At 48.3% G+C, this 13,832-nt stretch carries 11 protein-coding genes; 4 read left to right on the top strand and 7 right to left on the bottom strand.

What is annotated here, in order from left to right:
- Positions 1-80: 80 nt before the first annotated feature.
- The 4 genes from GSQ66_RS06285 to GSQ66_RS06300 are packed head-to-tail and all read right to left on the bottom strand — an operon-like array spanning position 81 to position 4,704.
- Positions 81-1,328 carry an NAD(P)/FAD-dependent oxidoreductase gene (locus tag GSQ66_RS06285; protein WP_162426680.1) on the bottom strand — a complete coding sequence of 416 codons (1,248 nt, stop codon included), beginning with the start codon at positions 1,326-1,328 and terminating at the stop codon, positions 81-83.
- 1 nt (position 1,329) lies between these two features.
- Positions 1,330-2,331, bottom strand: a complete 1,002-nt coding sequence (locus GSQ66_RS06290; RefSeq protein WP_162426681.1) for a 4-hydroxyproline epimerase — start codon at positions 2,329-2,331, stop codon at positions 1,330-1,332.
- A gap of 2 nt (positions 2,332-2,333) precedes the next feature.
- Positions 2,334-3,794, bottom strand: a complete 1,461-nt coding sequence (locus GSQ66_RS06295; protein WP_162426682.1) for an aldehyde dehydrogenase (NADP(+)) — start codon at positions 3,792-3,794, stop codon at positions 2,334-2,336.
- Positions 3,784-4,704 (bottom strand): dihydrodipicolinate synthase family protein, encoded by a 921-nt coding sequence (locus tag GSQ66_RS06300; protein ID WP_162428953.1) that lies wholly within the window; start codon positions 4,702-4,704, stop codon positions 3,784-3,786. The genes GSQ66_RS06295 and GSQ66_RS06300 overlap by 11 nt, the downstream gene beginning before the upstream one ends.
- A gap of 139 nt (positions 4,705-4,843) precedes the next feature.
- On the opposite strand from GSQ66_RS06300, the gene GSQ66_RS06305 reads away from it, so the two are divergent.
- Both GSQ66_RS06305 and GSQ66_RS06310 read left to right on the top strand, forming a co-directional pair.
- Positions 4,844-5,707 carry a helix-turn-helix domain-containing protein gene (locus GSQ66_RS06305; protein ID WP_162426683.1) on the top strand — a complete coding sequence of 288 codons (864 nt, stop codon included), beginning with the start codon at positions 4,844-4,846 and terminating at the stop codon, positions 5,705-5,707.
- A gap of 26 nt (positions 5,708-5,733) precedes the next feature.
- A complete protein-coding gene (locus GSQ66_RS06310; RefSeq protein ID WP_162426684.1) occupies positions 5,734-7,125 on the top strand; it encodes an aminopeptidase P family protein in 1,392 nt (463 codons plus the stop codon).
- Between the two features lie 197 nt (positions 7,126-7,322).
- Here GSQ66_RS06310 and GSQ66_RS06315 read toward each other — a convergent pair whose 3' ends face one another.
- Complete coding sequence (locus GSQ66_RS06315) at positions 7,323-7,577, bottom strand: hypothetical protein (protein WP_162426685.1); 255 nt, start codon at positions 7,575-7,577, stop codon at positions 7,323-7,325.
- A 395-nt stretch (positions 7,578-7,972) separates the two neighbouring features.
- Between GSQ66_RS06315 and GSQ66_RS06320 the strand changes: the two genes are divergently transcribed.
- Positions 7,973-9,049: a calcium:proton antiporter gene (locus tag GSQ66_RS06320; RefSeq protein ID WP_162426686.1), complete on the top strand. Its 1,077-nt coding sequence runs from the start codon at positions 7,973-7,975 to the stop codon at positions 9,047-9,049.
- A gap of 112 nt (positions 9,050-9,161) precedes the next feature.
- Here GSQ66_RS06320 and GSQ66_RS06325 read toward each other — a convergent pair whose 3' ends face one another.
- Positions 9,162-9,566, bottom strand: coding sequence for a hypothetical protein (locus tag GSQ66_RS06325; protein WP_162426687.1), 405 nt, complete (start codon positions 9,564-9,566; stop codon positions 9,162-9,164).
- 448 nt (positions 9,567-10,014) lie between these two features.
- Between GSQ66_RS06325 and GSQ66_RS06330 the strand changes: the two genes are divergently transcribed.
- Entirely contained in the window at positions 10,015-10,494 is a 480-nt protein-coding gene (locus GSQ66_RS06330) for a hypothetical protein (RefSeq protein WP_162426688.1), read from the top strand.
- Positions 10,495-10,610: 116 nt separating this feature from the next.
- On the opposite strand, the gene GSQ66_RS06335 is transcribed toward GSQ66_RS06330, so the two are convergent.
- Positions 10,611-13,814, bottom strand: a complete 3,204-nt coding sequence (locus GSQ66_RS06335; RefSeq protein ID WP_162426689.1) for an efflux RND transporter permease subunit — start codon at positions 13,812-13,814, stop codon at positions 10,611-10,613.
- Positions 13,815-13,832: the final 18 nt, after the last annotated feature.

The raw sequence follows: 13,832 nt of genomic DNA on the forward strand, positions 1-13,832 counted from the left end.
ACGTCCGCAGCAGACAGGTTCCGGACAAGGATGTCCGGAACAGCGATAACTAGAAACAGAAATGGCTATAGTTGTCAGCTTCAATTATACCTGTCCGGAGAGAAAGCATCGGTGAGCAGCTGTGCTTTTCTGTTCAGCAGTTGCTCTGCCAGCACTTTGCCTGTAGCCGGGGCCAGGCTCACACCCATCATACTATGGCCGGTACCGAAAAGCACATTGCTCCAGCGCTGTGTGGCACCAATGTAAGGCAGTCCATCCGGCGAACAAGGTCGCAACCCGCTCCAGATCTTATCAGGCTTCGGAAAGGTAGGATTAAAATTGGCGTAGTAATCCGGAATAGCATCGAAAATACCGCGTACCCGCTTCTGGTTTATAGTTTGGTTAGTGCCTGTTATCTCCATAGTTCCGCCAAAACGTACCTGCTCACCAAATGGAGTTACCGCTACTTTCCGCTCGCATAGGATGGCGGGCACCTGCAAAGCCGGCTGGTTCTGCTGCATAAAACTATAGCCTTTCCCTGAGAGCATCGGCAGGTAAATACCCAGCTTGTTGGCAAGTTCCCCGGACCAGGCTCCCGCACAAACTATAAGCTGATCGCAGTTAATGTCCCCTTTGTTGGTAACTATTGCATGAATGCGGTCGCCTTTGTGCTCAAAATTCAGCACCTGCGCCAGCGGCACCATGTTAACGCCTTTAGCTTTCAGGTAGTCTTTCAAAAAACTATGCAATTTAGCAGGGTCAAGATGGGCATCGCCTGTAAAATGCACGGCACCGCGCACATCCAGTTCTACGTCCGGTTCCAGTTGCTGTGCCTCCTGCCGCGAGAGCACCTTTGCCTCTACCCCGTGCTGGTTAGCCAGGTGCGCCATTTCTACTTCTTCCCGCTCCATTTCCGGTGTCCGGTACAGCATCAGGAGGCCTTTTTCTTCCAACCCAATCTGCGACTCTGGGTGCCGGGCCGCAAAATCAAGATACAGCTGTCTGCTGAGCAGGCTCAGGTTTTTGAGATACGGAATGCTGTGCTCCACGTGCTGCCTGGTAGATGCCCTGTAAAAATGCAGGCACCATTGCAGCAAGCGCCGGTCCAGGCGGGGATGAATGTAAAAGGGACTGGTAGCGGAAAACATCCATTTCAATCCTTTGCTGATCATGCCCGGCGAAGCCAGCGGCACAATATGGCTTGGCACAATCATCCCGGCATTGCCTGTAGAGCAGCCCTGCTCCATATCACCCTGGTCTAGCAGGGTGACGTTGAAGCCTTCTTCTGAAAGGTAATAAGCCGTGAACAGCCCCACGATGCCCCCGCCGATTATAGTTACGTTGCTCATATCAGATTACCTGGAAACCGTGAATGTATGGATCTTCCTCATCAAAAAAGATAGTATTGTGTCCTGTAATAATGGCCCAGCCTTCGATGCCGGGATAAATAGCTGGTTTGCCTGCTACGGTTGTCTCTCCTTCTATTGTGCCGGTAAATACCGAACCGATAATGCTTTCATGGATGAACTTCTGCCCCGATTTTAGCTTGCCTTTGGTGTACCACTGCGCCATCCGCGCCGAAGTTCCGGTTCCGCAGGGTGAGCGATCAATGGCCTTATCGCCATAAAAAACAGCGTTGCGGGCTGTGGATGTGGAAGCCAGCGGATCACCGGTCCAGAGAATGTGCGAAAGACCATTGATGGCAGGGTTTTCAGGGTGAACGAAGGTATACCGCTCGTTCAGGCGCTGTCGCAGCACGCGGCTCCAGGAGATAAGCTTATCTGCCGTATAGTTCTGCATGCCATCAAAGTTTTCCTGCGGATCAACTATAGCATAAAAATTACCGCCATAGGCCACGTCCACCTTCAGCGCACCCAGTTCCGGACATTCCACCGTCAGCCCTTCCGAATCGAGGTATGAAGCCACGTTGGTCAGTTTCACCGATTTCACCTTATCTCCTTCCTGGGTGTACTGCACGCGCACTAAGCCGGCTGGTGTTTCAAGTCGCAACTGGCCCGGAATTTTCGGGGTGATCAGGCCTTCTTCCAGTGCTATAGTTACCGTGCCAATGGTACCGTGACCGCACATAGGCAGGCAGCCGCTGGTCTCGATATAAAGTACAGCCACATCATTTTCGGGGTCATGGGGCGGGTACAAAATGCTGCCCGACATCATATCATGGCCGCGCGGTTCGAACATCAGCCCTTTCCGGATCCAGTCGTACTCTTTCAGGAAGTGCAGGCGCTTTTCGCTCATGTTCTGGCCCTGCAGCACAGGGCCGCCGCTTGCCACCAGGCGCACCGGGTTGCCGCAGGTATGGGCATCGATGCAAAAAAATGTTTTTCTGGCCATACTTATTCGTTGATGCTGCTTTGGGTTAATTTTCCGTTAATGGTGCGCCAGATGCCGGTGCTGTTTTCGTTCTGTAGTTCCTGTGGTAGTAGCGCCTGCGGTGCCGACTGAAACGTAACCGGTCGGGCAAAACGCTTAATAGCATATACACCTACAGAAGTGCTTCTGCTGTCGGTAGTCGCCGGGAACGGACCGCCGTGCGTCATGGCGTAGCTTACTTCTACCCCGGTTGGTACACCCGCAAATAGCAAACGTCCGCACTTATCGCGCAGCGCATCGGTCAGGTTCTGTTGTAGCTGCTGTTCCTTGTCTGTCCCCCAGAGCGTGCAGGTAAGCTGCCCCTGCAGTGCGTTGGCAGCAGCCAGTAACTCATCTGCATTTTTATAAGTTACCACCAGTGTAAAGGGCCCGAAAATTTCTTCCTGCAGGGCAGGGTTCTGCAACCACTGCTGTACATTGGTACTTGCCAGCGCGGCGCGGCCTTCCAGCACATCGGTTTCCTGTTGTATGATGGCTTGCACACCCTGTTCTTTCAGCAGTTTATCCAGCCCTTTATAGTAATTACCGGCAATGCCTTCATGCAGCATGTTGGCAGGTGTTGCCTTGCTCAGCTCTTCTTCCAAAGCTTCCATAAAACCATGGGTAGCATCAGATTCCGGCACAAACAACAAACCAGGACAAGTACAGAATTGCCCCGAGCCTAACAGCACCGAAGCTGCTGCCTGCTTTGCCAGTTGTTGTGTATCTTCTTTCAGCTTCTCAGGAAGGATAAACAGTGGGTTGGTGCTGCCCATCTCGGCATATACCGGAACAGGAACCTCGCGCTGCATGGCCAGGTCGAATATGGCTTTGCCGCCTTTGTACGAACCCGTAAAAGCCACCGCCTTTGTGGCAGGGTGTTTCACCATCTCCTGCCCTACCTCTACGCCACCGCTTACATGCTGAAACACACCTTCCGGCAATTTGCATCTTTGCAGGGCATTGGCAATGGCACCATTCACGAGCTGCGACGTTTGCGGGTGGCCAGGATGTTCTTTATACACTATAGTACAACCGGCAGCCAGCGCAGAAGCAGTGTCGCCACCCGCGGTAGAAAAAGCGAGCGGGAAATTGCTTGCCCCAAATACAACAACCGGCCCGAGTGGTACCAGCATGCGGCGCATGTCCGGGCGTGGCATAGGCTGGCGATCCGGCAGGGCTGTGTCTATAGTTGCTTCAACCCACGAACCTTCTTCCACCACATCGGCAAATAAACGCAATTGGCTGCAGGTGCGCCCACGCTCGCCGGTCAGACGGGCTAGTGGCAGGTTGCTTTCACGGCTGGCCGTTTCCAGCAGCACATCGCCTAAAGCTTCTATTTCTTCGGCTATAGTTCGGAGCAGCTGCGCGCGCTGTGCCGGTGTGGTTTTCTTATATACTTCAAAGGCCTGCGCTGCCTTTTTTAATGCTTCTTTATAGGGCATAGGATTCTTCTTTAAAAGCCGGCAAAGCAGGTCTGTTGTCTATTCCTTTCTTTATGGTAGCGATCACGGCTGAGCGTTCTTCCCCGATCAGCGGCAGGCGGGGCGCACGCACATGCTCTGTACCAATTCCTTCCATCTGCTCAGCCATTTTAATGTACTGTACCAGCTTCGGGTGGATATCAAGTTCCAGTAACGGCATAAACCAACGGTAAATCTCCAGTGCTTCCTGCGTTCTGCCGGCCTTTGCTAATTTAAACACAGCCATCGTCTCTCGCGGGAAGGCGCAAACCAGTCCGGCTACCCAGCCATGGGCTCCCATCAGCAGGCTTTCCAGCGCTAAGGTATCCACACCACAAAGTATTTTAATGCGGTCGCCAAAACGGTTCAGCATGCGGGTTACATTGGTCAGGTCGCGGGTCGATTCTTTTACAGCCTGAATGTTATCGTGTACGAGCAGTTCGTCAAACATCTCTAAGGTAATGCTGCGCTTATAGTCTACGGGGTTGTTGTAGAGCATAATAGGAAGCGATGTGCTTTCGGCCACAGCTTTAAAAAAGGCCACGGTCTCGCGGTGATCTGAATAATAGCGCATCGGCGGCAGTAACATGAGGCCGCTGGCACCCATTTCTTCTGCTTCGCGGGCACGAAGTATGGCTTCCTGTGTGGCACCTTCGGCAATGTTCATAATAACCGGCACCTTGCCAGCCACATAGGCTATCGTTTTGCGCGTAAGCTCCTGTTTTTCATCGGTGCGCAGTACGCTGGCTTCGCCCAGTGTGCCGCCCAATATAATGCCGTCCACACCGGCTTCCAGTTGGGCATCTACGTTCTTAAAGCATGTTTCAAAGTCAAGGCTGCCGTCGGCGTTAAATTTTGTGGTAAGTGCAGGAAATACTCCGTTCCAGTTGATCATGATGAGAAAGTTTTTTGGTTCTATATCAAAGGTATGCGGATGTACGGCCAAAATCCTGTACTCAATTAATAAATACTGGTAGTATATTGACCTTATTTTTGCAACTCCCACAGAAATTAGCTAACATGGTACCAGCATGAAGGTCATTCCGTTTAAAATACCGAAGTCGAGCAAGGAGCTGATCCGCTACCAGGTGGACTGCCAGCCTTACTTCTACGATAAGCTGCACCAGCATCCTGAAATACAGCTGAGCTGCATTCTTTCGGGAGAAGGCAAACTGATTGTGGGTGACTACATTGGCCGCTTTGGGCCAGGCGACATTTTCCTGCTTGGCCGAAACGTACCCCACGTTTTCCGGAGCGATGACGTATATTACCAGCCTGACAGTAAAAAGCAAAGCCATAGTATCATAGTGTTCTTTGACCTGCACGCGTTCGGCGATGCGTTCTGGACTTCGGAAGAGCTGCAGGAAGCCAAGGATTTTTTTGAGCACCTGAACGGCTGTTACCGGGTGCAGGTGGTTGATCAGGAAAACTTTGTACGGCAGATACAGCAACTACAGCACAAGGAGAAACTGGAAAAAGTATTGGGTGCGCTGCAACTGGTGGATGTACTGATGCGGCAGGCAACACTCCAGCGCCTGAACCTGGGCGACCAGATGCACAACCTGAGCGAACGCGAAGGCAAACGGATGGAGCAGGTCGTACAGTTCCTGGTAGAGGAAAGCCACAGGCAGCTAAGCCTGGAAGAAGTGGCATCGGTAGCCAACATGAGCCGCGAAGCCTTCTGCCGCTTTTTTAAAGACCGCACCCGTAAAACGCTTGTCACTTTTTTAAACGAACTGCGCGTAAACAATGCTTGCCATGCGTTGCTGCACACCGACCAGACAATTGCCGGTATTGCCTTTTCCTGCGGCTTTGCCAACCTGTCGCATTTTAACCGTGTATTTGCAAAAACACTTGGTACCACCCCGCGCCAGTTCCGACGTCAGTCGAAATAATGAAAGTATAAACCAACTATAGAATCATGAACCACACCAACCTATTTAATGCAGCTACCTATACGCAGCGCCGCCAGCAACTAAAACAACAGCTTGGCGAAGGCCTGATCCTGTTACTGGGCAACGAAGAAGCCAGCATGAACTATAAAGACAACTGGTACCCATTTTACCAGGACAGCACGTTCCGCTATTACTTCGGCATCGATCTTTCCGGCCTTACCGGCGTCATCAATATAGATACAAATGAAGAGATCGTTTTCGGTCCGGAGCAAAGCATAGACGATGTGATCTGGACGGGACCGCTGCCAAGCCTGGCTTCGCTGGCCGAACAGGTGGGTATAAAAAAAGTGATGCCAACCGGGAAAATAGCGGACTATCTAAAGAGCGCTAAAAAACTACACTACCTGCCACCCTACCGCCCGGAGCATGAACTTAAGTTACAAACCTGGACCGGTAAAACTATACTGGAACCGAGCCTGGATCTGATACAAGCTATAGTTGCACAACGCTCTGTTAAATCTGAAGCGGAGGTAGCGGAAATTGAAAAGGCTGTAACCTATACCTCGCGCATGCACCGCAACGTGATGCAGTTTGCCCGACAGGGAATGAAAGAGCATGAAGTAGCCGCTGAAGCCGTACGATATGCTGAGTCCACCAACAACCTGCTTTCGTTTCCGCTTATCTGTACCACGCAGGGGCAGGTGCTGCATAACCATTACCGCGGCAACACCCTGCAGGCCGGCGATATGCTGTTATTTGATGGCGGCATACAAACCCAGGCTGGCTACGCCGGCGACATGACGCGTACTATTCCGGTTGGCACTAGCTTTACGGAGCGACAGCGCGAACTATACCAGGTAGTGCTGGATACACACGAAGCCGCCATGGCAGCCCTGAAGCCGGGCATCTTATACAAAGACGTACACCTGCTGGCCTGCCGCAAACTGACAGACGGGCTAAAACAGGTTGGATTGATGCGTGGGGATACCGACGAGGCCGTGCAGGCTGGTGCGCACACCATGTTCTTCCAGTGCGGTTTGGGCCACATGATGGGCATGGACGTGCATGATATGGAAAACCTGGGAGAACAATACGTAGGTTACACCCCGGAACTACGCAAAAGCACCGAATTCGGGCTGAAGTCGCTGCGGTTGGGCCGTGCGCTGGAGCCAGGCTTTGTGCTGACTGTTGAGCCAGGCATTTACATCATCCCGGAACTGATCGACATGCGACGAAACGATAAAGTGGCCCAGCAATTCATCAACTTCGATAAGCTGGACAGCTACCGCGATTTTGGCGGCATCCGCACAGAGGACGATCTGCTTATAACAGAAAATGGTAGCCGCATACTGGGGGAACCTCTGCCTAAAACTATAGCCGAAGTGGAGGCAATGCGGCAGCAGGCTTTACAACTATAAACTATAACCGGAACCTTACAAAACCGTAAGCTAAATTACCTTTATTGAACTATAGCCAAAGAGCCTTTCTGTGATGTGCAGAAAGGCTCTTTTTTGTACTTCTAACTATAGATTCAGGAAACTACTGTTGGCTCAGACTTCATTTCTAATGGATGTTCAATCCCTAGCTTACGCAGATACCTAACCCGCAATTTCATCTACTTTGATAATTGTCTTATTATTTCACGTTTCACTTCCCGTTCTACATTTATCGTATCTGCCGAACCGAATTTTGAAGCCAAAGAATCAATTCCGGTATGTCTTTCCAGTTCTTTATTAGCCGCATTGTGAAGCGAATCCAAAGCCATATTAGCCCCTGATTCTACTACATTATAAAGTGTATCCTGTATATCGTTTTCTACCGAACAGGAAGCGGTACATAGCGCAATGGCTACATATAATATCTTCTTCATCTTTAGCTGTTTTCGCATTCAAAACCAATATACCACATTCTATTGGTAAGCGCATCTTAACCTTCAATTAATGCCAGAGTCTCCTCAAAATTTGCATTCAGGAAGCCGGTGTAAATTTAGCTTTTAAACAGTCAGGGGATCAGCTTATCAAAAGTTCCCAGTTCGTTATCCACTCTTAACAGAACTATAGTAAAACCAATATAGCCCTACCCAATGCCCGAATCAGTATGATATGAGTTAAATAAACAAACTTATCTCTCCAACTTTAATATAAATATCAAGTTAATAAGCTTACGTGTTTCAGATCACGGTTTTTATAAGAACAGATTCCATAATATGTTTTATCTTGTGCATGTTCGATCTGATTTTTTATTTCTGCTATACCTTCACAAACTATGAAATCTCTGTTACAATGGACTGTTATTATTCCGGTACTTGCCTGGGTACTATTCTTCTCCGGCCTTATCAACGATAGCAGTATCTTTCAGATAGTGGCGAGCATCCTGCTCATTTTCAGTGTAATGTCGGCAGTCCATCATTCCGAAATAATTGCTGAGAAAGTAGGCGAACCCTACGGTACTATAATCCTGGCTATATCTATTACAGTCATAGAAGTTTCTATCATTATTTCGCTTATGATGACGGAAGGACAGGCGGCTGCTTCGCTGGCAAGAGATACCGTATATGCTGCCACCATGCTTATACTAAACGGTATAGTTGGCCTTTGCCTGCTGATCGGGAGTGTAAAGCATTATGAACAGGAGTTTTCAAAACCTTCGGTTACCATTGCGTTGGTGTCGCTGATATCAATTATAGTTTTTACGTTGGTGTTCCCTACTTTCACCGAAAGTGTCGCGGGGTCTTATTATTCAAATCCCCAGCTTATTTTTGCTTCTATTGCCTGCCTGGTTATTTACTCCTGCTTTCTTTTTGCACAGACCAGGAAGTACCGCCAATACTTTCTTACCATCGGGAAAGATGAAAACGAAGAAAATGTGGAGCCTTTGCCCATCAGCAACAGCCTGTTTTATACAAGCATGCTGTTTCTTATAGTTTGTTTAGGAATCGTTGTGTTATTGGCAAAAACACTTTCCCCTACTATAGAAAGTATTATTACCGGCTATAACCTTCCTAAAACATTGGTCGGAATTGTGATTGCAGCTATCATTCTGTTACCAGAAGGTATTGCTGCTATCAACGCTGCAAGAAAGAACAGGCTCCAGACAAGTTTAAATTTATCGCTTGGCTCTGCCCTGGCAAGTATAGGGCTTACCATCCCGAGTGTAGCTATAGTTTGTATCATATATGATTTTAAGATCATCCTAGGGTTAGATATAAAATCTATCATCCTGTTAGGCTTGTCTGTATTTACAGTAATGCTGTCGCTGAATAGTGGTAAAACAAATGTTGTTTATGGGGTGGTACTCCTGGTCAATCTGTTCGCGTTCATTTTCCTGATGATTTATCCCTGATTTTTTACTGCCGTCGACTATAACTAAGCAGCCGCTTCAGATTAATCTGAAGCGGCTGCTTTATGTTTGATAAACTTTGTTCTATACGACGTTTGCTACGTGTTAATAGCAACTATAGCTCAGCATTTATCAGTTGATCCAATATGTTCTCTCCAAGCACGATGTCGGCCACTTTAATGCTTCCCCTGCCAATCTGTTTTAAAACACCACTTACCTGCAACACAGCTATTCTATCTATAGGAGACACCTCCGCTACATAAGAGATCTTCGATTTAACTAACAAATCAACAACAGATTCGTGAATCTCTTTTACAGATGTCGGGTGCGTAAGCATGTTACGAAAATCTGCCAGCAACGTAAATCCGGGTTTAGCTAATTCAATAATCTTACCCCAGTCACTTAAGTAATTTGGCACTATTTCAGGCGACTTCCAGTAATTGTTGATTCTCAGATAAATACGATTTTTATTACGGTCGTAATTTAATTCGTAGAATTGGTTGTTCGTTATGGTAATCATGCAGCTAAGTAGAATTTTACAACGTGTAAAGATACGAATAACCTAAAATGTTTTCCGCATCAGTTTAATAGTACTTTATAAGGTTGAGGAACCTGAACAAGTAGTCCTATTCATAATAAGAACTGTATACGTAATTCTAAATATTCAGCCATCGTTTAAGTAAGAAGTTAGAAGATTACAAGTCAACCATTATATCATCTATCAAATCACGAAAAGCAGCATCATATTCGGCTCGTGGATTACCTCAAAGGCAATTATAAAATCATAATCTGATTGAAGATCCGACACTTCCATTTGCTGGTCTATCCACTATAAACTTGCCTGCATACTTGTTTACAACATTCAGTATCTTTACCATCTCTTTCGCTACAATATAATAGTGCAGGCGGGGAAAGTAACCTTATGCAGGGCACCATACTGGTTCTAAACAAACTATAAACATCACACATTGATCGATCAAACTAAAAACCACCTGAAAGCGATTGCAATTTACCAAATAGTTGGCGGTATACTGGGTATCGCACTGACAGTCTGGGTACTATTCAGCGGCGAAATGGTGCTGGACCAGGTCGCTTTACGGATGGCTTTATTTGCCGGCGGACTGTACGTGTTTTCCATACTCTGCGGGCGAATGCTGTTTCGTAAACCAAGACGCGGACTGGTGCTGTCTATCGTAAATCAGTTGTTACAGGTCATCTACTTTTCTTTCGGGGCTTACAGTTTCCAGTATGTGGCCGGCCTGCGTGTGGGCGTTGGGGTTGACATGATTGCAGGCTGGATCTTTAAATTCAGGCTGGCGCTTTCTTCTTTTCATTTCAGCCTGGGCACCGACCTTGGTCAAAAGTTCATAGGCATCAACCTGGTAGCCCTTTTCCTTATTTTCTGGATGGAACGGTTACTGGAGAAGACAAAAGATCAGCAACTATAGACTGAAGCTATAGTTATTATGACTGTTGGCAAACTATAGTTGCGCATACATAAAGCACTAAAAAGAAGAGCCCCGGTAGTTTTACCGGGGCTCTTCTTTATTACTAAGTAATCAGATTACGGATGCGGATTAACATAAGCCGGATCACCGCCATCGTCTTCATTTGGTCTGTTATCAGCCTGCGCCCGTAATGCGGCAAGGCCTTTTTTACCGTAGGCTAACCTGGTAATAATAACATAGAGTACCGGAACCACAAATATGGCCAGGAACGTTGCCGCTAGCATACCACCAATTACAACCCAACCTATCGTCTGGCGTGATACCGCACCCGCACCGGAAGCAGTTGCCAACGGAACTACCCCCAGAATAAAGGCAAGCGAGGTCATGATAATAGGGCGGAGACGCAGTTTTACAGCTTCTATCGTTGCTTCTATCAGTTCCATACCCCGGTCTACCCGTTCTTTGGCAAACTCAACTATAAGGATAGCGTTCTTGGCTGCCAGACCGATCAGTGTGATCATACCAACCTGCGCATAAACGTTGTTATCCAGTTTAGGAAGCAAGGTTAAGGCAAGTATAGCACCAAACATACCCAGCGGAATCGCAAACAGGATAGAGAATGGCACAGACCAGCTTTCGTAAAGGGCAGCCAGCAAGAGCAGTACCAGTAAAATAGAAAGCGAGAAGATGTAGACGGTGCTGCTACCAGCTGCCAGCTCTTCGCGGCTAAGGCCTGTAAATTCGTAACCATAACCAGCAGGCAATACCTGGGCTGCCACTTCTTCCAGGGCCTGTAAGGCCTGTCCCGAACTATAGCCCGGCGCAGCGCTACCGTTTATATCTACTGACCTGAACAGGTTGTAGTGTGATATTACAGGTGCGTTTTCAACAACCTTAGTCGTTATCAGTGCACTGAGCGGCACAGATTCGCCCTGGCGGTTCATGACATAAAACTGCTTCAGGCTTTCAATGTCCATTCTGTAAGCCGTATCAGCCTGGGCCACTACCCTGAAATTTCGTCCGTAGCGCGTAAAGTCGTTTACGTACCGGCTACCCATATACGTCGACATTGTAGCGTACACATCGGCAATATTTACCCCAAGGCGCTTTGCTTTTTCACGGTCAACATCTACATGGTAACCCGGCGTTTTAGCCGTAAAGAAACTATAGGCCATGGCAATTTCGGGACGCTGGTTGGCTGCTCCCAGGAACTGCCCCATTACCTGCTCCAGTTCTTTTACATCACCGGCTTTTCGTTGCTGCAACACAAAACTGAAACCTCCTGAAGCACCCAGACCAGGAATTGCGGGCGGCGCTACCACCAGGATATTCGCTTCTTTAATGCCGGCAAGCTTCTGTTGTAATTCGGCCATTACCCCCTGTAATTTTTCAGCTTCTTTCTGCCTGTCTTCCCATGGCTGTAACTGCACGAAGAACGTACCGCTATTCGACTTAAAAGAGAAGTTAATGGCGTTCAATCCGGCAATGGATGTATAGTTCCGGATGGCCGGAACTGTTGCCATCTGCTCTCCTACCTCGGCAAGAATCGCCGATGTTCTGCTGGTAGAGGCACCTTCCGGCAACTCTATTGACACGAAAAAGCGGCCTTCATCCTCGGTTGGAATAAAACCTGTAGGCTTAGAGGCAAACAACCCGAAAGTACCCACATAAATACATGCCAGAAGAATAAGAACCAGCGGCGTAGCTTTAATGCTTTTGCGAACTCCCACCGAATAGGATTCTGTTGTGCGGGCAAACCAGTTATTAAATGTATAGAAGAACTTGTTTATACCCCTGGAGTTCTTGTTCACGTTCATCGGCTTGAGCATAATGGAGCAAAGTGCCGGTGTTAGTGTAAGCGCCACAAAGGCCGAAATAAGCACGGAGATAGCTATAGTTATAGCAAACTGCTGATACAGACGGCCAACTATACCCGGAATAAAACCAACCGGAATAAACACGGCAGCCAGGATAAGGGCAATAGCAATTACCGGCGCTGTAATATCCTTCATGGCTTTGCGGGTCGCCTCTCTGGCCGAGAGTCTTTCGTGGTCTATGTAATGCTGCACTGCCTCCACTACCACAATGGCATCATCCACCACAATCCCTATCGAGAGAACAAAACCGAAAAGCGTCAGCGTATTGATGGTAAAGCCGAGCGGGATGAAAAACACGAATGTACCGATAATAGAAACCGGAATGGCAAGTATCGGAATAAGCGTGGCACGCCAGCTCTGCAGAAACAGGAATACAACTATAATTACAAGTATAAGCGCCTCTACCAGTGTTTTTACCACTTCGTTGATAGACACCTGCACCACCGAAACGGTCTCGAAAGAAACAATGTAATCCACATCTGCCGGGAAAGATTTTTTCATCTCATCCAGCGCGGCATAAATGCCTTCGGCGGTATCCAGGGCGTTACTGCCCGGAGCCTGGTAGATAAGCATCATCGTGGCCGGGTTACCGTTTATTTTGGCTTCGCGGCCATAGTCAAACTTTCCGAATTCTATTCGGGCCACATCGCGCAGGTAGACCACCGAACCGTCAGCCGGGTTGGTTCTGACTATAATGTCGCCGAACTGCTCCTGCGTCTGTAATCGGCCTGTTACCGTAATCGGGTACTGAAAAGCCTGCGAACTATACTGCGGTGAGTTACCCACTGTACCGGCCGCTACCTGCATGTTCTGTTCCTGAATGGCTGCCGTAATCTCGCCTGCACCGATATTATACTGCGCCAGTTTATCCGGCTTCAGCCACACGCGCATACTAAAGTCCTGGCCGATCGAGAAAATATCTCCAACACCTTTTACACGCATTAAAGCGTCTTTCACATAGATGTTGGTATAGTTGTCGAGAAACTGAACATCGTGGGTACGTTTAGGCGAGTAAATACCGATCACCATCATGATACTCGGGTTTCGCTTGCGCACGGTAACGCCCAGGCGCCTTACTTCTTCCGGTAATGATGGTTGTGCTATGCTGGCACGGTTCTGCACATCGAGCGTGGCAATGTCAATGTCAGTACCAATCTCAAACGTTACAGACATGTTCATCTGCCCGGTACCTGTACTGGTTGAGGTGATGTAAGCCATGCCCGGCGATCCGTTTATCTGGGTTTCAACGGGCGTAGCTACGGCCTGCTCTACTGTTAATGCATCGGAGCCCGTATAGTTAGCAGATACTGATACCGAAGGCGGAGAAATGTCCGGGTACTGCGTGACAGGCAAATTCATCATGGCCAGCACACCTACCAGCACGATCACAAGTGAGATCACGATAGAGGTGACGGGCCTTCTTATAAATACATCTGAAATCATATTTCTTCTTAAAATCTC

Source organism: Pontibacter pudoricolor (genome assembly GCF_010092985.1).
Lineage (GTDB): Bacteria > Bacteroidota > Bacteroidia > Cytophagales > Hymenobacteraceae > Pontibacter > Pontibacter pudoricolor.